The organism is Paracoccus sp. NFXS7 (assembly GCF_040148865.1).
GTDB lineage: Bacteria > Pseudomonadota > Alphaproteobacteria > Rhodobacterales > Rhodobacteraceae > Paracoccus > Paracoccus marcusii.
Genome location: NZ_JAKEKV010000005.1, coordinates 32,503 through 54,581, shown reverse-complemented (window position 1 = coordinate 54,581; position 22,079 = coordinate 32,503). Strand labels below are relative to the sequence as shown.

At 68.6% G+C, this 22,079-nt stretch carries 18 protein-coding genes; 13 read left to right on the top strand and 5 right to left on the bottom strand.

Features of this window, described 5'->3' with window-relative positions; genetic code table 11:
- The 8 genes from araD1 to yjfF are packed head-to-tail and all read left to right on the top strand — an operon-like array spanning nucleotide 1 to nucleotide 9,625.
- Nucleotides 1-987: an AraD1 family protein gene (araD1, locus tag LZ686_RS10195; RefSeq protein WP_349547694.1), complete on the top strand. Its 987-nt coding sequence runs from the start codon at nucleotides 1-3 to the stop codon at nucleotides 985-987.
- A gap of 11 nt (nucleotides 988-998) precedes the next feature.
- Nucleotides 999-2,741 (top strand): L-arabinonate dehydratase, encoded by a 1,743-nt coding sequence (araD, locus tag LZ686_RS10190; protein ID WP_295167405.1) that lies wholly within the window; start codon nucleotides 999-1,001, stop codon nucleotides 2,739-2,741.
- On the top strand, nucleotides 2,741-3,652 hold the full coding sequence (locus tag LZ686_RS10185; RefSeq protein WP_349547693.1) for a Gfo/Idh/MocA family protein: 912 nt from the start codon (nucleotides 2,741-2,743) through the stop codon (nucleotides 3,650-3,652). The genes araD and LZ686_RS10185 overlap by 1 nt, the downstream gene beginning before the upstream one ends.
- An 11-nt stretch (nucleotides 3,653-3,663) precedes the next feature.
- Entirely contained in the window at nucleotides 3,664-5,118 is a 1,455-nt protein-coding gene (locus LZ686_RS10180; RefSeq protein ID WP_349547692.1) for an aldehyde dehydrogenase (NADP(+)), read from the top strand.
- 53 nt (nucleotides 5,119-5,171) lie between these two features.
- Entirely contained in the window at nucleotides 5,172-6,131 is a 960-nt protein-coding gene (ytfQ, locus tag LZ686_RS10175; protein ID WP_084693910.1) for a galactofuranose ABC transporter, galactofuranose-binding protein YtfQ, read from the top strand.
- Nucleotides 6,132-6,183: 52 nt separating this feature from the next.
- On the top strand, nucleotides 6,184-7,677 hold the full coding sequence (locus LZ686_RS10170; protein ID WP_349547691.1) for a sugar ABC transporter ATP-binding protein: 1,494 nt from the start codon (nucleotides 6,184-6,186) through the stop codon (nucleotides 7,675-7,677).
- Entirely contained in the window at nucleotides 7,674-8,672 is a 999-nt protein-coding gene (locus LZ686_RS10165) for an ABC transporter permease (protein WP_148911547.1), read from the top strand. The genes LZ686_RS10170 and LZ686_RS10165 overlap by 4 nt, the downstream gene beginning before the upstream one ends.
- Complete coding sequence (gene yjfF, locus LZ686_RS10160; protein WP_349547690.1) at nucleotides 8,669-9,625, top strand: galactofuranose ABC transporter, permease protein YjfF; 957 nt, start codon at nucleotides 8,669-8,671, stop codon at nucleotides 9,623-9,625. Before LZ686_RS10165 ends, yjfF begins: the two co-directional genes overlap by 4 nt.
- A 39-nt stretch (nucleotides 9,626-9,664) precedes the next feature.
- Here yjfF and LZ686_RS10155 read toward each other — a convergent pair whose 3' ends face one another.
- Both LZ686_RS10155 and LZ686_RS10150 read right to left on the bottom strand, forming a co-directional pair.
- Nucleotides 9,665-11,887, bottom strand: a complete 2,223-nt coding sequence (locus LZ686_RS10155) for an NADP-dependent isocitrate dehydrogenase (RefSeq protein WP_349547689.1) — start codon at nucleotides 11,885-11,887, stop codon at nucleotides 9,665-9,667.
- Nucleotides 11,888-11,959: 72 nt separating this feature from the next.
- Nucleotides 11,960-12,706, bottom strand: coding sequence for a FadR/GntR family transcriptional regulator (locus LZ686_RS10150; RefSeq protein WP_349547688.1), 747 nt, complete (start codon nucleotides 12,704-12,706; stop codon nucleotides 11,960-11,962).
- A 530-nt stretch (nucleotides 12,707-13,236) separates the two neighbouring features.
- Between LZ686_RS10150 and LZ686_RS10145 the strand changes: the two genes are divergently transcribed.
- Genes LZ686_RS10145 through LZ686_RS10135 form a run of 3 tightly spaced genes read left to right on the top strand, consistent with a single transcriptional unit; the run spans nucleotide 13,237 to nucleotide 14,482 of the window.
- On the top strand, nucleotides 13,237-13,485 hold the full coding sequence (locus LZ686_RS10145) for a hypothetical protein (protein WP_349547687.1): 249 nt from the start codon (nucleotides 13,237-13,239) through the stop codon (nucleotides 13,483-13,485).
- The gene (locus LZ686_RS10140; protein WP_349547686.1) at nucleotides 13,482-13,775 is read left to right on the top strand and encodes an ABC transporter permease family protein; all 294 of its coding nucleotides are present in this window, start codon (nucleotides 13,482-13,484) and stop codon (nucleotides 13,773-13,775) included. The genes LZ686_RS10145 and LZ686_RS10140 overlap by 4 nt, the downstream gene beginning before the upstream one ends.
- Nucleotides 13,775-14,482, top strand: coding sequence for a fumarylacetoacetate hydrolase family protein (locus tag LZ686_RS10135; protein ID WP_349547685.1), 708 nt, complete (start codon nucleotides 13,775-13,777; stop codon nucleotides 14,480-14,482). The genes LZ686_RS10140 and LZ686_RS10135 overlap by 1 nt, the downstream gene beginning before the upstream one ends.
- Nucleotides 14,483-14,517: 35 nt before the next feature.
- Here the strand turns inward: LZ686_RS10135 and LZ686_RS10130 are convergent, their stop codons facing one another.
- The 3 genes from LZ686_RS10130 to LZ686_RS10120 are packed head-to-tail and all read right to left on the bottom strand — an operon-like array spanning nucleotide 14,518 to nucleotide 18,439.
- On the bottom strand, nucleotides 14,518-15,369 hold the full coding sequence (locus LZ686_RS10130) for a glycosyltransferase family 25 protein (protein WP_349547684.1): 852 nt from the start codon (nucleotides 15,367-15,369) through the stop codon (nucleotides 14,518-14,520).
- A 56-nt stretch (nucleotides 15,370-15,425) separates the two neighbouring features.
- Entirely contained in the window at nucleotides 15,426-16,772 is a 1,347-nt protein-coding gene (locus tag LZ686_RS10125; protein ID WP_349547683.1) for a sigma-54-dependent transcriptional regulator, read from the bottom strand.
- Nucleotides 16,769-18,439 carry a sensor histidine kinase gene (locus LZ686_RS10120; protein ID WP_349547682.1) on the bottom strand — a complete coding sequence of 557 codons (1,671 nt, stop codon included), beginning with the start codon at nucleotides 18,437-18,439 and terminating at the stop codon, nucleotides 16,769-16,771. Before LZ686_RS10120 ends, LZ686_RS10125 begins: the two co-directional genes overlap by 4 nt.
- Nucleotides 18,440-18,635: 196 nt before the next feature.
- Between LZ686_RS10120 and LZ686_RS10115 the strand changes: the two genes are divergently transcribed.
- Both LZ686_RS10115 and LZ686_RS10110 read left to right on the top strand, forming a co-directional pair.
- Nucleotides 18,636-20,003, top strand: a complete 1,368-nt coding sequence (locus LZ686_RS10115; protein WP_046001627.1) for a dicarboxylate/amino acid:cation symporter — start codon at nucleotides 18,636-18,638, stop codon at nucleotides 20,001-20,003.
- A 437-nt stretch (nucleotides 20,004-20,440) separates the two neighbouring features.
- Complete coding sequence (locus tag LZ686_RS10110; RefSeq protein WP_349547681.1) at nucleotides 20,441-22,078, top strand: hypothetical protein; 1,638 nt, start codon at nucleotides 20,441-20,443, stop codon at nucleotides 22,076-22,078.
- Nucleotide 22,079: the final 1 nt, after the last annotated feature.

Genomic DNA, 22,079 nt, shown 5'->3' with positions numbered 1-22,079 from the left:
ATGTTCCTGTCGCAACTGTCCCTGACCAACGGCACCCGCGCCGTCGCCGCCCGCACCGACGGCGCGGCGCATCTGGTCCCCGGCGCGACCTCGACCCGCGGCCTGGCGCTGGCGGCGATCGCCGCGGGCCGGGACCTGGCGGCCGAGGTCGCGGCCCGCGGGCGGGGGGATGCGGTCGATCTGGCCGAGGCGCTGGACCAGGGCCGCCTGCTGGTGCCGCTGGACCATGACGACCCCGCGCATCTGCACCTGACCGGCACCGGGCTGACCCATCTGGGGTCGGCATCCACCCGCGACGCCATGCACCAGAGCGCGGTCGAAACGCTGACCGACAGCATGAAGATGTTCCGCATGGGGCTGGAGGGCGGCAAGCCCGACAAAGGGCGCATCGGCGCCCAGCCCGAATGGTTCTACAAGGGCAACGGCCATGCGGCGGTGGCCCCCGGCGCGCCCCTGACCTCGCCCGGGTTCGCCCTGGACGCCGGAGAGGAGCCCGAGATCGCGGGCCTTTACGTCATCGCCCCCGATGGCCGCCCGTTTCGGTTGGGCTTTGCCTTGGCCAACGAATTTTCCGACCACGTGACCGAACGCGGCAACTATCTGTGGCTGGCCCATTCCAAGCTGCGGGTGGCCAGCTTTGGCCCGGAACTGCGGGTGGGCGAGCTGCCTGCCGATCTGCGCGGGACCAGCCGCCTGGTCCGCGACGGCGCGGTGGTCTGGGAAAAGCCGTTCTTGTCCGGAGAGGCGAACATGTCCCACAGCCTTGCCAACCTAGAACACCATCACTTCAAGTACGACCTGTTCCGCCGGCCCGGCGACGTGCACGTGCATTTCTTCGGCACCGCGACCTTGTCCTTTGCCGACGGCATCACCACGCGCGACGGCGACAGCTTCCAGATCGAATGCCCGGATTTCGGCCTTCCGCTGGTCAATCCGCTGACGCAACGCCCCGCCGACGCGACGCCCGTCGCGGTCGCGGCCCTGTAGAGGTCCGGCCCATGACATTCACCCCCGCCCCCTGGCCCCGCCGTCTGCGTTCGCAGGAATGGTATGGCGGCACGTCACGCGACACGATCTATCACCGCGGCTGGATGAAGAATCAGGGCTATCCGCATGACCTGTTCGATGGGCGCCCGATCATCGGCATTCTGAACACCTGGTCCGACCTGACGCCCTGCAACGGCCACCTGCGCGAACTGGCGGAGAAGGTGAAGGCCGGCGTGTGGGAGGCGGGTGGCTTTCCGGTCGAGGTGCCGGTCTTCTCTGCCTCGGAAAACACGTTCCGGCCAAGCGCGATGATGTTCCGCAACCTGGCCGCCCTGGCGATCGAGGAGACGATCCGCGGCCAGCCGATGGACGGCGCGGTGCTGCTGGTCGGCTGCGACAAGACTACGCCCAGTCTGATCATGGCGGCGGCGTCCTGCGACATCCCCTCGATCGTGGTGACCGGCGGGCCGATGCTGAACGGCTATTTCCGCGGAGAGCGCGTGGGGTCGGGCACGCATCTGTGGAAGTTCTCGGAGGCGGTGAAGGCCGGAGAGATGAGCCAGGACGATTTCCTGGAGGCCGAGGCATCGATGTCGCGTTCCTCGGGAACCTGCAACACGATGGGCACCGCCAGCACGATGGCCTCGATGGCCGAGGCCTTGGGCATGGCGCTGTCCGGCAATGCCGCGATCCCGGCGGTGGACTCGCGTCGCCGCGTCATGGCGCAGATGTCGGGGCGGCGCATCGTGCAGATGGTCAAGGACGACCTGAAACCGTCCGACATCATGACCAAGCAGGCGTTCGAGAACGCCATCCGCGTCAACGGCGCCATCGGCGGGTCGACCAACGCGGTCGTGCACATGCTGGCCATGGCGGGCCGCGTGGGGGTGGACCTGACGCTGGACGATTGGGACCGCTGCGGGCGGGACGTGGCGACCATCGTGAACCTGATGCCGTCGGGCCAGTACCTGATGGAGGAGTTCTTCTATGCCGGCGGGCTGCCCGTGGTCATCAAGCACCTGGCCGAGGCGGGGCAGCTGCACAAGGGCGCGCTGACCGTCAGCGGCCAGTCCATCTGGGACGAGGTCAAGGGGGTGATGAACCACAATCCCGACGTGATCCGCCCCGCATCGAACCCGCTGACGCCCCAGGGCGGCATCGCGGTGCTGAAGGGCAACCTGGCCCCCCACGGCGCGGTGCTGAAACCGTCCGCCGCCAGCCCGCATCTGCTGGTGCACCGGGGCCGTGCGGTCGTGTTCGAGGACATCGACCACTACAAGGCGCGCATCACGGACGAGGCGCTGGACATCGACGAGACCTGCGTGATGGTCCTGAAGAATTGCGGGCCCAAGGGCTATCCCGGCATGGCCGAGGTGGGCAACATGGGCCTGCCGCCCAAGGTCCTGCGCCGGGGCATAACGGACATGATCCGCATCTCGGATGCGCGCATGTCGGGCACGGCCTATGGGACCGTGGTCCTGCACACCGCCCCCGAGGCGGCGGCAGGCGGGCCGCTGGCCGTGGTCCGCGACGGCGACATGATTGAACTGGACGTGCCGAACCGCCGCCTGCACCTGGACATCCCCGATGCGGAACTGGCCGCGCGGCTGGCCGCGTGGCGTCCGCTGCCCGATCAGCCGACCAGCGGTTACGCCTTCCTGCACCAGGCCCACGTGATGGGCGCCGATACCGGAGCGGACATGGACTTCCTGCGCGGGTGCCGGGGCAATGCGGTCGGAAAGGACAGCCACTGATGAAGATCGCCCTGGTCGGCATCGGCAAGATCGCCCTGGATCAGCACATGCCCGCGCTGGCCGCCAGCCCGGACTGGGACCTGGCGGCCACCGTGTCGCGCAGTGGGCAGGTTCCGGGCGTTCTGGCCTTTCACGACATCGACACGATGCTGGAGGCCCACCCCGAGATCTGCACGATCAGCCTGTGCCTGCCGCCGGTGCCGCGCTTTGCCGCGGCGGTGGCGGTGCTGCGGGCGGGGCGCCACCTGATGCTGGAAAAGCCCCCCGGCGCCACCCTGTCCGAGGTGCATGTCCTGCGCGACATGGCCGCGGCGCAGGGGCTGACGATCTTTGCCACCTGGCACTCGCGCATGGCCCAGGGCGTCGCCGCCGCCCGCGACTGGCTGGCGGGTCGCACCATCCGCGAAGGCCGGATCACCTGGCGCGAGGATATCCGCAAATGGCATCCCGGCCAGGACTGGATCCTGGACGCGGGGGGCATGGGCGTGTTCGATCCCGGCATCAACGCCCTGTCGATCCTGACCGCGATCCTGCCCGAACCTGTGCATCTGCAGGGCGCCGACCTGGACGTGCCCGCCAACCGCCAGGCGCCCATCGCGGCGCGGCTGCAGCTGTCGCAGGGCATCATCGCCGATCTGGATTTCCGCCAGCAGGGGCCGCAGACCTGGGACATCCGCATCGTCACCGACGACGGCACGCTGGTGCTGAGGAACGGCGGCAATATCCTGCAGATCGACGACCGCCCCGTGACGGGCGGCGACAGCATCATGCAGGAATACCCCGCCCTGTATGACCGCATGGCGCGGCTGGTGCGCCAGGGGGCGTCCGACGTGGACCTGGCGCCGATGGTTCTGGTCGCCGATGCCTTTACCTCGGGCCGGCGGCATGCCGTCGATCCGTTCGAATTCTGAAGGAGACCTTGATGACCCACCCCCGCGATGGACAGCACCTGATCCTTGGCCGCTGGCAGGACGCTAACGGCCAGGACGCCGTCGACGCCGCCGCCCGCGCGGCCGAGGCGGCGTTTCCGGAATTCGCCGCCCTGTCCCGCGACGCCCGGGCCGGGTTCCTGGAGGCCATCGCAGACGCGATCGAGGCGCGCGCCGACGCGATCACCGAAACCGGCGCGGCCGAGACCGGCCTGCCCACCGCGCGGCTGCAGGGTGAACGCGGGCGCACCACCGGGCAGCTGCGCCTGTTCGCGGACCACATCCGCAGGGGCGATTACCTGGACCGCCGCCACGACGTGGCGCTGCCTGACCGCCAGCCGCTGCCGCGCCCCGATCTGCGGATGATCCAGCGGCCGGTGGGGCCGGTCGCGGTGTTCGGCGCGTCGAACTTTCCGTTGGCCTTCTCGACCGCGGGGGGCGACACGGCATCGGCGCTGGCGGCGGGCTGCCCGGTCGTGGTCAAGGGCCACCCCGCCCATCCCGAAACCGGCCGCATCGTGGCCGAGGCGATCCTGGAGGCCGCCGGGCGGACCGGCATGCCGGCCGGGGTCTTTGCCTATCTGGACGGGGCGGGGCACCAGACCGGTCAGGCGCTGGTGCGTCATCCGCTGATCCGGGCGGTGGGCTTTACCGGCAGCCTGGGCGGCGGGCGCGCGCTGTTCGACCTGTGCGCCGCGCGGCCCGAACCGATCCCCTTCTATGGCGAACTGGGCAGCATCAACCCCTGCTTCCTGCTGCCCGCCGCCATGGCCGCGCGCGGCGATCAGATCGCCCAGGGCTGGGCGGCCAGCCTGACGATGGGCGCGGGCCAGTTCTGCACCAATCCGGGCGTGGTGATCGTTCCGGCGGACAGGGCCGACGCGTTCGCCGGTGCCGCCGCCGCCGCGCTGGCCGATGCACCGGCCCAGGGGATGCTGACCGACGGCATCGCGCAGTCGTTCCGCGACGGCGTGGCGGCGGTCGCGGGAGCGGCGACGCCCGTGACCGTGGCCGAGGCGTCGGGCCGGAACGCGCGTCCCGCCGTCTTTCGCGCGACCGCATCCGCGTTTCTGGACAACCCCGACTTGGCACATGAGGTGTTCGGCCCGCTTGGCCTGATCGTGGCCGCCGACGGTGATGCGCAGATGCTGGACGTGGCCCGCGCGCTGGACGGCCAGCTGACGGTGACGCTGCAGATGGATAACGGCGACACGGACCTGGCGGCGCGGCTGATGCCGGTCCTGGAACGCAAGGCCGGGCGCATCCTGGCCAACGGCTGGCCGACCGGGGTCGAGGTGTCCGATGCCATGGTCCATGGCGGCCCCTATCCGGCCTCCACGAATTTCGGCGCGACCAGCGTCGGCACTCTGGCGATCCGGCGCTGGCTGCGCCCGGTCTGCTTCCAGAACCTGCCCGACGCCCTGCTGCCGCACGACCTTCGCGACTGAGGGAAGACAGCCGCGCGGACAAAAGTCTAAACATATCCAGGGAGGATGTTCACATGACCCATGCAACCATGCTGACGACCGTCGCCGCGCTGGCCCTGTCGGCCGGGGCGGCCCTTGCCGAGGGAGAGACGATCGGCTTTTCGCAGATCGGTTCGGAATCGGGCTGGCGCGCGGCCGAGACCACGCTGACCCGCAGCCAGGCCGAAGAGCGCGGCTATCAGCTGCAGTTTTCCGACGCCCAGCAGCGGCAGGAGAACCAGATCGCCGCGATCCGGTCCTTCGTGGCCCAGGGGGTCGATGCGATCCTGCTGGCGCCGGTCGTGGCCACGGGCTGGGACAGCGTCCTGCAGGAGGCCGCCGAGGCGGAGATCCCCGTCGTCCTGCTGGACCGCCAGGTCGACAGCGCCGACGATCTGTACCTGACCGCCGTGGGCTCGGATCTGGTCCACGAGGGCGAGGTCGCGGGCCAGTGGCTGGTCGACGAGGTCGCGGGCGAACCCTGCCGTATCGTGGAACTGCAGGGCACCACGGGCTCCAGCCCCGCCATCGACCGCAAGACCGGCTTCGAGAACGCCATCGCGGGCCATGACAACCTGGAGATCGTGCGCAGCCAGACCGCCGATTTCACCCGCGCCCGCGGCAAGGAGGTCATGGAGAGCTTCCTGCAGGCCGAGGGCGGCGGCGCGGACATCTGCGCGCTCTATGCCCATAACGACGACATGGCGGTGGGCGCGATCCAGGCCATCAAGGAGGCGGGTCTGGCGCCGGGCACCGACATCCTGGTCGTGTCCATCGATGCGGTGCCCGACATCTTCCAGGCCATCGCGGCGGGCGAGGCCAATGCGACGGTCGAACTGACGCCCAACATGGCCGGCCCTGCCTTCGACGCGCTGGAGGCGTATTGGGCCGACGGAACCATGCCCGAAAAGTTCATCCAGACCGAATCCAAGCTGTACACGGCGGCCGACGATCCGCAGGGCGAATACGACCGCCGCAAGGACTTGGGCTACTGATACCGCGCGGGCGGGCCGCGACAGGCCCGCCCGATCCCTGAAAGGAATGCCGATGCTGCTGTCGATCCGGTCGCTGACCAAGCTGTTTCCCGGCACGCGCGCGCTGGACGATGTCGACCTGGACATCGCGGCGGGCGAGGTCCACGCCCTGCTGGGCGAGAACGGTGCGGGCAAGTCCACGCTGATCAAGTGCCTGACCGGCGCCTATCGCCGCGACGGAGGCACGGTCATGCTGGACGGCGCCCCGATCGACCCCCGTTCCACCCTGCAGGCGCAGGAACTGGGCATCGGCACCGTCTATCAGGAGGTGAACCTGCTGCCGAACCTGACGGTCGCGCAGAACCTGATGTTCGGCCATGAACCGCGCCGGTTCGGGCTGACCGACACCCGCGCCATGCGCGCCCAAGCGCGCCAGACGCTGGCCCGCTATGGCCTGGACATCGATGTGGACCGCGACCTGGGCCGCTATTCCGTGGCCATCCAGCAGATCGTGGCCATCGCGCGCGCGGTGCGCATTTCCGGCAAGGTGCTGATCCTGGACGAACCCACCGCCAGCCTGGACACGGCCGAGGTGCGGATGGTGTTCGACGTGCTGCGGTCCCTGCGCGACCAGGGGATGGCGATCGTCTTCGTGTCGCACTTCCTGGACCAGGTGTTCGATCTGGCCGACCAGGTGACGATCCTGCGCAACGGACGCCGCGTCGCCAGCCAGCCCATCGCCGGGCTGGACCGCATGACCCTGGTCGAACAGATGCTGGGCCGCGCGCTGGAGGATGTGGTGGCCGGCCCCGCCGCGGATGCCGCGCCCGCGGCCCCGATCCTGCGGTTCCAGGGGATGGGCCGGGCCGGCACCATCCAGCCCTTCGACCTGGACATGGGTGCCGGAGAGGTCGTCGGCCTGGCCGGTCTGCTGGGGTCGGGCCGGACCGAGACGGCCGAATTGCTGTTCGGCATCCGCCCCGCCCAGACCGGCACCGCCCGCGACGACGCGGGCCCCATCGACCTGCGCACCCCCCGCGCGGCCATCGCGGCGGGCTTTGGCTTTGCGCCCGAGGACCGCAAGACAGACGGCATCGTGGCTGACCTGTCGATCCGCGAGAACATCATCCTGGGCCTGCAGGCGCGGCGTGGCTGGGCGCGTCCCATCCCGCGCGCAGAGCAGAACCGGCTGGCCGACGATTACATCCGTCAGCTGGACATCCGAACATCCGGTCGCGAAAAACCCATCGGAGAGCTGTCGGGCGGCAATCAGCAAAAGGCCGTGCTGGCCCGCTGGCTGGCGATGAACCCGCGCTTCCTGATCCTGGACGAACCCACGCGCGGCATCGACGTGGGCGCGCATGCCCAGATCCTGCGCCTGATCCGCGACCTGACCCGGGGCGGCCTGTCCCTGCTGATCATCAGCAGCGAGCTGGACGAACTGGTCGCGGTGGCCGATCGCGTGATCGTGCTGCGCGACCGCGCCCATGTGGCCCAGCTGACCGGAGGCGCGGTCGGCGCGGATGCGATCATGCGCGCCATCGCCGGGACCGGAGAGGCGGCATGACCCTGATGTCGCGCATCGCCCCCCAGCTGATTGCCCTGGCGGCCCTGGTGGCGCTGGTGTCGGTCTTCTATCCCGGCTTCCTGTCCGTCGAGGTGCAGAACGACCGCCTGGTCGGCCCGGTCATCGACATCCTGAAGCGCAGCGCACCGGTCGCCTTGCTGGCGGTCGGCATGACGCTGGTCATCGCCACGCGGGGGATCGACCTGTCCGTGGGCACGATCATGGCGATCTGCGGCGCGGCGGCGGCCTGGGCGCTGACCGCGGGGCTTGGCGCGGGGGCGGCGCTGGCCCTGGCGCTTGGCGCGGGGCTGGTGGCGGGGCTGTGGAACGGCGTGCTGGTCGCGGTCGTGGGCATCCAGCCCTTCGTCGCGACGCTGATCCTGATGACGATGGGCCGCGGCGTGGCCCAGCTGATCACCGAAGGCCGCATCCTGACCTTCACCGATCCGGGCTTTTCCTGGCTGGGCTCGGGGACGGCCCTGGGCCTGCCGGTGCCGGTCTGGATCTGGCTGGCCACCGCCGCGGCCGCGGCCCTGCTGATGCGCCGCACCGCGCTTGGCCTGCTGGTCGAGGCGGTGGGCATCAACCGCCGCGCGGCCCTGCTGGCAGGGGTGAACGCCACGGTGCTGCTGATCGCCGTCTATGTCGCCAGCGGTTTCTGCGCGGCGCTGGCGGGGATCATCGTGACCGCCGACATTCGCGGCGCCGACGCCAACAACGCCGGCCTGTGGCTGGAGCTGGACGCCATCCTTGCGGTGGTGATCGGCGGCAACTCCCTGCTGGGGGGGCGGTTCTCCATCGCGGCATCGGTGCTGGGGGCGCTGATCATCCAGACCATCAGCGCGGGCATCCTGCTGGCCGGGTTCGCGTCCGAATACAACCTGATCATCAAGGCCGGGCTGGTGCTGGTGATCCTGATCCTGCAATCGCCGCGCATCGCCTCGGAATGGCGACTGTGGCGCGACAGCCACCGCGCCCAGGGGGACCGCGCATGAACGCCCGTGCCCTGCCGCTCTATGCGACGATCCTGATATTCGTCGTGGCCTATGCGCTGGCCTACAGCCAGTTCCCGAACATCCTGTCCACCCGGGTGATCGGCAACCTGCTGACCGACAACGCCTATCTGGGTATCGTCGCGGTGGGGATGACGCTGGTCATCCTGTCCGGCGGGATCGACCTGTCGGTCGGCGCGGTGATCGCGTTTTCGGGCGTGTTCATTGCCGTGATGCTGCGCGACACGGGGCTGCATCCGCTGGCGGTCTTTGCGGTCCTGCTGGCGCTGACGACCGCCTTCGGGGCGGCGATGGGGTTCCTGATCGACCGGCTGGCCATGCCCGCCTTCATCGTCACGCTGGCCGGGATGTTCCTGGCGCGCGGTGCGGCCTATCTGCTGTCGGTGCAATCCGTGCCCATCACGCACCCGTTCTTTGGCCAACTGCAGGGCGCCTATGTGCTGATGCCGGGAAAGGGGCGGCTGACGCTGATCGGGGTGCTGATGCTGGCGGTCTTTGCCGTCGGCATGGTCATCGCCCACCGCACGCGGTTCGGCACAAGCGTCTATGCCTTGGGCGGCAGCGCGCAGACCGCCCGCCTGATGGGCGTCCCGCAGGGGCGTACGACGGTGCTGGTCTATGGGTTCTCGGGGCTGATGGCGGGGCTCTCGGGGATCGTCTTCGCGGTCTATACCGGGTCAGGCTATTCGCTGGCCACGGTGGGGACCGAACTGACGGCCATCGCCGCGGTGGTCATCGGCGGCACGCTGCTGTCGGGCGGGTCGGGATACATGTTCGGCACGCTGGTCGGCGTGCTGACGATGGGGCTGATCCAGACCTACATCGTCTTCGACGGCACCCTGTCCAGCTGGTGGACCAAGATCGTGATCGGCCTGCTGCTGCTGGTCTTCATCCTGCTGCAGAAGGGTCTGCTGACGCTGTCGTCGCGCCGATAGGAATGGCGCGCGGGTTTTCCCCGCGCGCCCCCAGGGGCGTCAGCCCAGGATGCGGTTCAGCGTGGCTGACGGGCGCATCACCGCGGCGACCTTTTCCGGGTCCGCGTGGTAATAGCCGCCCAGATCGACGGGACGGCCGCGATCCGCGCGCAGTTCCGCCACGATCTGCTCCTCCAGGTCGGTCAGGTCGCGGGCGATGGGGCGGAACTCCTCGGCTAGGTCGGGGTCGGAAGTCTGCTGCGCCAGCGCCTGCGCCCAATACATCGCGAAATAGTAGTGGCTGTCGCGGTTGTCCGGGTCGCCCGCCTTGCGGCCGGGAGAGCGTTCGTGGTCAAGCACGCCCTGGGTCGCGGCCTCGGCCGCGGCGGCCAGGGTGCGGGCCTTTTCGTTGCCCGTGGCTTCGGCCAGGAAGTTCAGGCTTTCGCCAAGGGCGCAGAATTCACCCAGGCTGTCCCACCGCAGGTGGTTCTCCTCGGCCAGCTGCTGGACGTGCTTGGGGGCGGACCCGCCGGCGCCCGTCTCGAACATGCCGCCGCCCTGCATCAGCTTGACGATCGACAGCATCTTGGCCGAGGTGCCCAGCTCCAGGATCGGGAACAGGTCGGTCAGGTAATCGCGCAGCACGTTGCCGGTGACCGCGATGATGTCCTGGCCTGCACGGATGGTCTCGAAGGACAGGCGCGTGGCCTCGCGCGGGGCCAGAACCTGGAAGCGGTCGGTGACGCCCGCCGCCTCCAGCATCGGTTCGACATAGGCCAGCAGTTCGCGGTCATGGGCGCGGTCCCGGTCCAGCCAGAACACCGCCTTGCAGCCCTCCAGGCGCTGGCGGTCGATGGCCAGGCGCACCCAGTCCTCGATCGCGGCCTGACGGGTGGAACACAGGCGCCAGATGTCGCCCGTATCGACCGCGTGGCGGTGCAGCTCGTCGCCGTTGGCGGCGGTGACGGTCACGGTGCCGGCATGCGGGATCTCGAACGTGGTCGGGTGCGAGCCGTATTCCTCGGCCTTCTGGGCCATCAGGCCGACGTTCTGGACGGTGCCCGCGGTGCGCGGGTCCAGCGCGCCGGTTTCCTTGAAATAGCGGACGCTCTCGTCATAGACGTCGGCATAGGACGTGTCGGGGATCACGCAGTTGGTGTCGGCCTCGGCCCCGTCGGGGCCCCAGCCCTTGCCGCCGGCCCGCAGCAGCGCCGGGATCGACGCGTCGATGATCACGTCGGACGGCACGTGCAGGTTCGTGATGCCCTTGTCCGAGTTCACCATGTACAGCGGCGGGCGCTGCGCCATGATCGCATCGATCTCGGCGCGGATCGCATCGCCCTCGGGCATCTGCGCCACGCGGGCCAGCACGGTGCCCAGGCCGCCATTGGGGTCCGCACCCGCCGCGGCCAGCGCCGCGCCGTGACGTTCGAACACCGGCGCCAGCCAGGCGCGCACGACATGGCCGAAGATGATCGGGTCCGAGACCTTCATCATCGTGGCCTTCAGGTGGACCGAGAACAGCGTGCCTTCGGCCTGCGTCGCCTCGATCTCGGACTGCAGAAAGCGGGTCAGCTCGGCCACGGACAGGAAGCTTGCATCGACCACGGTGCCCGCGGGCAGGTCGGGGCCGTCCTTCAGCACGGTCACCTGGCCGTCCGCGCCGGTCAGCTGGATGCGCACGCGCCCGGCCTGTTCTGCCGTCAGCGTCACCGACGTCTCGTTGCGGCGGAAATCGCCTGCGGGCATCGACGACACGCGGGTCTTGCTGTCCGGGGACCACTTGCCCATCGAATGGGGATGCGCCTTGGCATAGTTCTTGACCGCCCGCGCGGCGCGGCGGTCCGAATTGCCCTCGCGCAGGACGGGGTTCACGGCCGATCCCTTCAGCGCGTCGTACCGGGCGCGGATCTCGGCCTGGGCGTCGTCCTGCGGATCGACCGGATAGTCGGGCAGGTCATAGCCCTGCGCCTGCAATTCCATGATCGCGCCCACCAGCTGCGGCACCGAGGCCGAGATGTTGGGCAGCTTGATGACGTTGGCGGCAGGCGTCTTGACCCATGCGCCCAGGCCCGCCAGATCGTCCGACTGCGCCTGTTCCGGTGTCAGCCGTTCGGGAAACGCCGCGATGATGCGACCCGCCAGAGAGATGTCGCGCGTCGCGACGGTGATTCCGGCCGCATCCGCAAAGCGGCGGATGATCGGCAGCAGCGATGCCGACGCCAGTTCGGGCGCCTCGTCCACCTTGGTATAGATGATCTGGGGTGTGTCGTTTTCGGCCATGGTCTGTTGATCCTCGTTCTTATGCGCGGGATTGTGCGTCGCGTCGGGGGGAAATGTCCACCATCTGACCCGCTATTCCGGGGGGATCGCGGGGCCCTTGGGGTCGATCAGCTGTTTCTGGACCGCCCTCAGGTGGTGATGCATCGCCTCTGCCGCGCCCGACAGGTCTCGTTGGGCGATCGCCGCGGCGATGCGGTCGTGTTCGGCAAAGGAATGGTGGTCGTCCGGCCGCCGTTGCCGCCCCGACCGCAGCGCCCCCCACACCACCGCCCGCCGCACCGCGTTCAGCGCATCGAACAACGCCAGCAGCAGCCGGTTGCCGGTGGCCTGCGCGATCAGGCGGTGGAACTCGTTGTCGGCGGTCTCGTACTGGCGCCAGGTCTGGGCGCTGCGCGTGCGCAGGATGCAGGCGGCCATCGCCTCGATATGATCCTGGGTGGCGTTCAGCGCGGCCTCGCGTGTCAGCATCGGCTCGATCAGCAGGCGGGCGCGCATGACCTCGGCGGGATTGGTCACGCGGTCGATCTCGGACAGGCTCATCACCTCGACGCGGCGCGACCCGATGAAGGTGCCCTTGCCGACATGCCGCCAGACCTGGCCCTCGGCCTCCAGCGTGGCCAGCGCCTTGCGCAATTCCCCGCGCGAGACGCCCAGGATCTCGGACAGGTCGCGTTCCGGGGGCAGGCGGGTGCCGGGCGCGAAATCATGGCGCATCAGCCAGGCGCGCAGCTGCACCAGCGTCGCGTGCCGCGAACCGCCGTCGTCGTCATGGGCCGGATATCCGGGCAGGTGGTCGGGGTTGCCGCGCAAGATCACCATCCGCAACCAATTTGTCAGTTTGGCTAGGATAACTCCAGATTGGTTTGAGGTAATCACGCATAAAAATCATATTATACAATATAAATACTCTGAACTGTCTCGTTGAGAAATTAACCAATCGGGCGCCATAAGCAAACCAATCGGGGTACGCTTGGAATTCACGCTCACATTGCCGCTTTGGGAGGAGCGGGATATGAGGGGTATGAGACCTTTGCACCCAATACGACCTGCCCGACCAGGCGCTGGCCGAGATCATCCCCTACTTCCAGGACGCGGTGGATGACGGCATGCTGCCCACGGCCGGCGGCGCCCAACAGTCATCGACAACCTGAGGTTCCTGGCAGCCGCGGGCCAAGTCCAGGCGCCAGAGTCCGGTCTGGACACCGCACAGTACTGGGATTTCGACCTGCCGGCGGCCGCTCGGGACTGATTGCCCGGCCATGGGCGGCATCCCCGCGGGGGCGCCGCCACCCCCCTGATCCGCGATCCGGCGGGCAGGGGACGCATCCCGCCTTGGGGGACCTGTATCCATGACATCCGCCAACATCACCGCACAGCGACCGCCGTCGCCGTCGGGCCCGGGCCTGCGCCTGTGGCAGTCGGGCCTTCACTGGAAGATCCTTTCGGTCGCCATCTTTGCCCTGATCTGGGAATTCGCCGCCCGGTCGGGATTCAATTTCGCCTTTCCCACCTTCACCGCGACCATGGCCGCCCTGTGGTCGATGATCGCCGACGGATCCAGGGGGCCACCTATCTGCGCACGATGGAGCCCCTCGTGATCGGGCTGATCATTTCGCTGACTGTGGGGATCAGCGCAGGCGTCGCGATGGGACTGCGCCAGACTGTCGAATGGATCACGCTGCCCGTGTTCTTCGTCATGCAGGCGGCACCCATGGCGGCGCTGACCCCGCTGGTCACCTTCGTCCATGGCATCGGGTTGACATCGAAGGTGCTGGCGGTGGTCATGCTGTCGATGCCGGTCGTCGCCATGAACAGCTACAAGGCGGTGCGCAATGTGCCGTCGTGGATGGTCGCGATGTGCGCATCCTACGCAGGAGTCAGACACTGATGCCCCACGATCTTTACCAGCCGACCGATTACGTGATCGCCCCCGCGCCCCCCGCGACCCTGCCGATCGAGGGCAGCGACCAGCGCTTTCCCGTCAACCGGGTGTTCTGCATCGGCCGCAACTATGCCGCCCACGCGGTCGAGATGGGCCACGACCCCGACCGGGAGCCGCCGTTCTTCTTTTTCAAGAGCCCGTCCAACCTGACGTCGGACGGCACCTTCCCCTATCCGACCCTGACATCGGACGTGCACCACGAGGTCGAGCTGGTCGTGGCCCTGTCCACCGGCGGCCGCGACATCGCGGCCGCCCGGGCGCTGGATCATGTCTGGGGCTATGGGGTCGGCCTGGACATGACCCGCCGCGACCTGCAGGGCGAGGCCAAGAAGATGGGCCGCCCGTGGGAGGTCGGCAAAAGCTTTGAGAAGTCCGGCCCCTGCGGCCCGCTGGTGCCGGCATCGCGGATCGGCCATCCCGATGCGGGCGCCGTGACGTTGGACGTGAACGGGGAACGCCGGCAGACCGGCGATCTGAACCAGATGATCTGGAAGATCCCCGAAATGATCGCCGAACTGTCGCGCTATTTCGACCTGCAGCCGGGCGACGTGATCATGACGGGCACCCCGTCGGGCGTGGGCGCGGTCACCCGCGGCGACGTGATGGACGCGCAGATCGAGGGCGTCGGCGCGATCCGTGTCACGGTGGTCTGAAGAAAGGCGCCGCCCCCGCGCGGGGCGGCGCGGCCTTACATGTTGTCGAAGATCTCGTCGATGCCCAGGGTGATGGCAAGCACGAAGGACGCGACCTTCAGGACGGTCTTGTAGGGCAGGTAATGCGCGCGGGCATAGACGTACTGCCCGCTGCGTGCGACCAGGCGGCTGATCTCCAGCCAGGCGCGATAGGGCAGGACGGTCAGATAGCGCGTCGCGGGATATTTCGACGCCCGCAGGTTCATCTGGATCTGCGACGCCGGTTCGTCGCGCTGGTCGACCGGCGGCGGGTCGACGAAGACCGCGCGCAGCCCGGCCAGGTATTCCAGGTCGAAGGCGATGTCATAGGACAGGCGCATCGGCATCAGCCGTCCCGTGATCCACCGGGCCGCGGCGCGGTTGATGACATAGGCGCCGGCGCCCTTTTCACGCGTGAAAGCCTTGGCCAGGCGGCGCCCGCCGGGCAGGTCTCGAAAGCCGAACTTGCGCCCGGTGTTCATCGTGCTCAGCCGCAGGATGTCCCAGCTGTCGTCCTCGGCCATGGCGGCGCGCAGGATTGCGGTGAAATCGGACGGAAAGGCCACGTCGTCCTCAAGGATCAGCGCATGCGTGTCCTGGCTGTCCAGCAGCCGCTGCGCGCAGGCGACATGGCTGAGATAGCAGCCGACCTCGGCCGGGATCACCCGGCGGCCGTGCAGATAGCGATAGCCCCAGGCATCGAAGGCCGGATGTGGAAAGCTGAGCGTCGACCCGTCTACCGCCGGGACCCGTTCGAAGGGCAGGCCCACGGCATCGCATTTCGCGGTCATCCGCGCCAGCCGGTCGACGGCCCGGTCAAGATTGATCAGATAGACCGACAATCCCGCGGGCAGTGCTTGATTCGACATCGGTATTCTCAATTCGATGGCAGACCGTTCCCGCATGTCGGCTGCGCGTCGATCCGTCAAGACGGATCGTCGGGATCGGGGGATCGGCGCATGTCGCGGCGGCGAAAATCGGCGGGGCGGATGCCGTGGCGCGTCAGCTTGTCATAGAAGGTCTTGCGCGGCACGTTCAGCGCGGCCATCGCGCCGGTGGCATTGCCCTGCGCCTCGCGCAGCGCGTCGCGGATCAGGCCGGCCTCGTAGGCCGCGACCAGGTCCGACAGGGGTGGTCGGTCGGGACCGTCACCCGCGGGGCCGATGGGCGACAGGCCCAGTACGTGACCTTCGGCAAAGGCCTGTAATTCGCGCAGGTTGCCGGGCCAGCCATGCGCCGCCAGCCGCGCCAGAACCAGGTCCGTCAGCGGCGGCACCTGCCGCGACAGCCGGTCCGCCGCGGCCTGCAGGAAATGCCGGAACAGCGCCGGGATGTCGTCGCGCCGCGCCGACAGGGGCGGCACCGACAGGCGGGCACGGGCCAGCCGGAAATACAGGCCCGGATGCATCCGCCCCTGCGAATCGTCCTGGGCCGTGGCCAGCAGCTGCAACGCCAGCGGGCGCGGGGCGGCGGCCCCCGCGGGCCAGTATTCGCCGGCCTCGACCAGGCTCAGCAGGCGGGCCTGCAGGTGCTGGGGCAGGGCGGGCGCGTCCTCCAGGCACAGCACGCCGCGATGGGCCTGCTCCAGAAGGCCGGGTCGGCGCGGACCGCGCGGGGTCTCGGTTCCCGACAGCAATGCGTCGAACCCCGCCTCGTCCACGGTGGCGCAGTCCAGCACCACCAACCCGCGGCCCCGTCGCGGCCCAAGGCGGTGGATGGCACGCGCCACCAGCGACTTGCCGGACCCGGACGGGCCGGTGATCAGGGCGTCGCTCTCTGCCTCGGCCACGCGGTCCAGGCCGTCGCGCAGGTGGATCATCGCCGCGCTGTCCCCCATCAGCGGCGGCGCGACGCGGGCGGCGTCCTGACCCGCGCGCCGCACCAGGCGGCGGTTCTCCAGCACCAGCGCCCGCGCCGAGAGCGCCCGGTGGCAGGAGGCGGCCAGCCGGTCCGCGCCAACGGGCTTGGTCAGAAAATCATAGGCGCCCTGCTGCAGCGCCGCGACCGCCATCGCCACGTCGCCATGCCCGGTCAGCAAGATCACCGGCAGGTCGGGGTCCATCCCGCGCAGATGCGAAAACAGCTGCAGCCCGTCCATGCCGGGCATCCGCACGTCCGACAGCACGATGCCCGCATAATCCGCGTCCAGCCCGGCAAGGGCCGAACGGGCATCGGAAAAGGCCTCGACCGCGATCCCGGCCAGCGTCAGCGTCTGCTCCAGCACCGCACGCAGGTCGTCGTCATCGTCGATCAGGCGGACGGTCCCGGTCATGCGGCACGCGGCAGGGTCAGGCGGAACGCGGCCCCCTGGCCCGGTTCCGGGGGCAGGGCGTCCAGCTCGCCGCCGAAGTCGCGGGCGATGTCGCGCGAGATGACCAGCCCCAGCCCCAGCCCCTGCGGCTTGTCCGTGGCAAAGGGCGTGAACAGCTGTGCGGCCATGTCGGGCGACAGGCCGGGACCATTGTCGCGGATGGTCAGCGTGACGCGGGCGTCGTCCGCCTGGACCGCGATGGCGATGCGGGGATCAGAGCGGCCCTCCTGCGCGTCATGGGCGTTGGTCAGCAGGTTGACCAGGATCTGTTCCAGACGCACGGCCTCGGCCCGGACGGCCAGATCCGGGGGCAGGTCGGGCAGCGCGAAATCCATCGCGCTGGTTCGCCGTCGGCTGGCCGTCAGCATCAGCGAGGCCTGGATCGCGTCGGCCAGCGCCACCCGCCCCACGGCCCCCGTCGCCTTGCGGGAGAAGTTGCGCAGTTCGGACGTGATCTGGCCGATCCGGTCGGTCATGCCGATGATCCGGTCCAGGTTCGCGGCCACAGGCGCCGGGTCGCGGTCCAGCATCGCGCGGCCGTTCTCCGCCAGCAGGCGGATCGTGGCCAGGGGCTGGTTCACCTCATGGGCGAAACCGGCGCTGACCTGCCCTAAGGTTGCCAGCTTGTTGGCCTGCACCAAATCGGATTGCAGCTGGACCAGACGCTGTTCGGCGGCGCGGCGCTCGCGCATCTCTCCGGACAGGTCGCGGGTGCGGGCCTCGACCGCGCGTTCCAGGTCGGCGCGATAGGCGGCCTCGGCCCGCGCGCGGCGGGCGGCGCGGCGCAGGCGGGCCATGATCACCGCAACCACAACCCCGGCCAGCAGCACGGCCAGCACGGCAGTCCCTGCCGCCAGCGACGCCACGCGCTGCGCCTCGGCCAGGGGACGGCGGACCAGCAGGGTCCAGTCGGTGCCGCGCACGCTGGCGCGGGCCTGCACCATGCCGCGGACATCCGGCAGGGCCCCAAAGCGCAGCGCCGGCTGGCCCGAGATGATCACCCGGTCCTGTCCGTCCACAACATGCGTGGCCCCGGTGTCGCGCGCCCATGCGGCCTCCAGCGGGTCGAACTCGACCTTGACCACCACCACGCCCAACAGCGTCGCCCCGTCGCGGATGTCATGGGCCAGGTACAGGCCGGGCCGCCCGCTGACCGTGCCAAGCGCGTATTCCTGGCCCGTGCCCTGCGCCACCGCCTGACGAAAATACTGCCGGAATCCATAGTCGTGGCCGATGAAGCTGGACGGCAGGTCCCAGTTCGACGCGGCCACCGACACGCCCCGGCGATCCAGCAGATAGATCACGTCGCTTTGTGTTTCCGCCCGCAGCAGGTCCATCTTGGCCGACACCGCGAAATCGCGGTCGGCGCCACTCTGCTGCAGCAACTGGATCACCTGCTGGTCGACGGCCAGGACGGTGGCGACCGCGCGCTGTCGGTCCAGGATGCTGTCCAGCGTCAACGCGCGGCTTTCGGCGGCGGCTTGCGCGTCCTGGTCTAGCTGCGCCAGCATCCCGTCGCGCGTCACCGTATAGGCGGCCCAAGGCCCCGCCAGCAGAGCCACGACCAGCACCAGAAGCGCGGGATGCAGCCGCCAGCGCGATTCCCGCAACGTCGCCGCCTGTTCCATCCCGTCCCCCGGACTGTTTCGGTTCCCACACTAGCACGCGGCATTTGTGCGGAAAACCACACATTATGGACCCCCGCAGGCCGATAGAAAGCCATGAAATCAACGCATTGCTGCCATGCGCGCGGAAGGCGGGCAGTCGGGTCCGATAGGCTATCCTGTGTCACGTCATCGTCACATGCAGGTCGGAGGAGACCAGATGCAGTTGAACGCCCCCGCGCATCCCCAAGCGCACGCCCCCAAGCCCTTTTACGCCCACCTGTACGTCCAGGTGATCTTTGCCATCGTCGCCGGCGCGCTGATCGGCCATTTCTATCCCCAGACCGGCGAGGCGCTGAAGCCCCTGGGCGACGCCTTCATCAAGCTGGTCAAAATGATCATCGCGCCGGTCATCTTCCTGACCATCGTCACGGGCCTGGCCGGAATGGGCACGCTGCGCGGCGTGGGATCGGTCGTGGGCAAGGCCTTCGCCTATTTCCTGACCTTCTCGACGCTGGCGCTGATCGTCGGCCTGATCGTGGCGAACGTCATCCAGCCCGGCCGCGGCATGAACATCGACCCGTCCACCCTGGATGCCAGCACCGTCACCGGCTATGCCGAGAAGGCGCACGAGACCAGCCTGGTGGGCTTCGTCATGGACATCATCCCGACCACGCTGGTGTCGGCCTTCGTCGAGGGCAACATCCTGCAGGTGCTGTTCGTGGCGATCCTGTTCGGCATCGGCATGATCATGGTCGGCGACCGCGCCAAGCCGGTCCTGTCGGTCATGGAATCGGCCAGCTTCGCGATCTTCCGCGTGGTCGACATCCTGATGAAGGCCGCCCCCATCGGCGCCTTCGGGGCCTTCGCCTTCACCATCGGCAAGTACGGGATCGGGTCCGTCGTGAACCTGGCGGCGTTGGTCGGCACGTTCTACCTGACCTCGGCCCTGTTCGTGATCGTGATCCTGGGCACGGTCTGCATGGTCAACGGGTTCTCGATCTTCCGGCTGATCTCCTATCTCAAGGCCGAGATCCTGCTGGTGCTGGGCACCTCGTCGTCGGAATCTGCGCTGCCCTCGCTGATGGAGAAGATGGAGAAGGCCGGCTGCGCCCGTCCCGTCGTGGGCCTGGTCGTGCCGACCGGCTACAGCTTCAACCTGGACGGCACCAACATCTACATGACGCTGGCCGCGCTGTTCATCGCCCAGGCCACGAACACCGACCTGTCGCTGCAGCAACAGGTCCTGCTGCTGCTGGTCGCGATGCTGTCGTCGAAGGGCGCGGCGGGCGTCACCGGAGCAGGCTTCATCACGCTGGCCGCGACACTGTCGGTCGTCCCGACCGTGCCGGTCGCGGGCATGGCGCTGATCCTGGGCGTGGACCGCTTCATGTCGGAATGCCGCTCGGTCACGAACTTCATCGGCAACGCGGTCGCCACGGTGGTGGTCAGCCGCTGGCAAGGCGCGCTGGACCGCGACCAGTTCGACGCCGCCCTGGCGGGTCGGCCCGTCGGACAGGCTCGTCCCGTGGGCGACCTGGTTCCCGCTCCCGCCGGCCTGCAGCTGGGCGAACGCAGCGCAGACTGATTAAGCCTCGGGGGGCGCTGCAATCCGGCGCCCCCGTTTTTACGAACCGCTGCGCCCGTCACCAAAAATTCCTATGCGCCGCGCAGGATGATTTCGGGCCAGATACAATCGCGCAACGGTTGCGCGCGGGTCGGATCGGTGCTGCGGGCGCCGGTCCGACCTTGCGGCATCGTGATCCGTGCAGGCGGTCCCAGATCGCGCTGAACACATGATCCGACCTTGTGACGGCATCTGGAAACCAACTGAAGAATCCCGGTACTATTATTTATTTTCAATAAGATGAATGCGGGTATTGAGCCATATTCGATCTGGCCGGGGGGCTGCGGTCCCGAACCGGGCCGCAAATTCCCCTGCCGGTAAACGCCTTGCCCGGATGCGCACCACGCTGTTAGAAATTCACGGTCCCCTTTGTCGGGGCAGTGCATGGAGGGCCGCCGGTGAAAAGACGTTCCGTACTGATGCTTGGCGCCGCCTTCGGGCTGCAGGTCGCTATCGGGATGCCACTGACCGCGCGGGCCGCGACACGCACCGAACCGGGGGGCATCGCGGTGGGGCTGTCGGGTATTTCTGACTGGGGGGCCTCTCAGCCATTCATCGACGTGATGCGCCAAAGCCGTGAATGGATGGGCCGGTCCGAGGCCGAGTTCGTGTCCCATACCAACGCCCAGCTGCGCGAGGGCGGGCATCTGGATGCCGACGGCTGGCCCATCAGCATCCCCGACGGCTCGACTGCCGTGGGCACGATCATCCTGTGCGACCTGTCCGCCGACGATATCAGTGTGAACGGCCATTACCGGATGACCTGGGACGGAACCGGCGACGTGCGCATCAACGGGACCGGCACGAACGTGACCACCGGGCCGGGATGGGCCGAGTTCGACTATGTCGCGTCGGACACGGGGATCGTGGCGATCGACATCGTCAGGCAGGACGCCGCCGATCCCGCGCGCAATTTTCGATGCATCCATCAGGACTTGCAGGCCGAATATGATGCAGGACAGATCTTTCGCCCCGAATGGCTGGCGCTGATCGGTGGGTTCCGGGTGATCCGCTTCATGGACTGGATGGCCACGAATGACAGCACGCTGTCCGAGTGGGACGACCGGCCGCGCCTGACCTCGGCCACCTGGACCCTGGGCGTGCCGGTCGAGGTGATGGTGGCGCTGGCCAACCAGCTGGGCATCGATCCGTGGTTCTGCTTTCCGCATCTGGCGACCGACGACCACATCACCCGCTTTGCTGCGCTGGTCCGCGACAGCCTGGATCCGGGCCTGACCGCCTGGTACGAATTCTCGAACGAGGTGTGGAATTTCCAGTTCGGCCAGACCCAGTGGGCCCTGCAGCAGGCCGAGGCGCAATGGCCCGGCCAGGGCGATGGCTGGATGCAGTATTACGGTGGCCGTGCGGCTGAAATGGCGGTGCTGCTGGATGCGGTCTATGCCGATGCGCCCGACCGCCTGCGCAAGGTCATCACCGCCCATACCGCCTGGATCGACCTGAACCATGCCATGCTGGATGCGCCCTTGTGGGTGGCGGACGGTCCGGACCGCCGGGCACCCAAGACCCATTTCGATGCCTATGCGGTGACGGGCTATTTCGACGGCGGCATCGGGCGTCCCGCGAACCTGTCGCTGATCCGGTCCTGGCGCGACATGGGGGATGCGCGGGCGTTCGACCTGATGTCGGAACAGGTGGCCGACGGGCGCCATGTTGCGGGCGAAGAGGGCGGCACCACCATCGCCACGCTGGAGGAGGTCTGGGCCGCCCAGCACGCCATCGCCCAGGAGGCAGGCCTGTCCCTGGTCATGTACGAGGGCGGCAGCCACATCGTCCCCGACCGGGCCGCCATCGACGCCGATCCCGAGCTGTTCGATTTCATCGAGCGGTTCCACTATTCGGATCAGATGGGCGCGCTGTACCGGCGCGCCATCGACGGCTTTGGCGCGGCGGGCGGGGCGTTCTTCAACGCCTTCGTCGAGGTGTCCGGTCCCGGGCCCGCGGGCTTCTGGGGCGCGCGGCGCCATGTCGGCGACGACAATCCGCGCTGGCGCGCCATCGCCGACAGCCGCGCCTGAC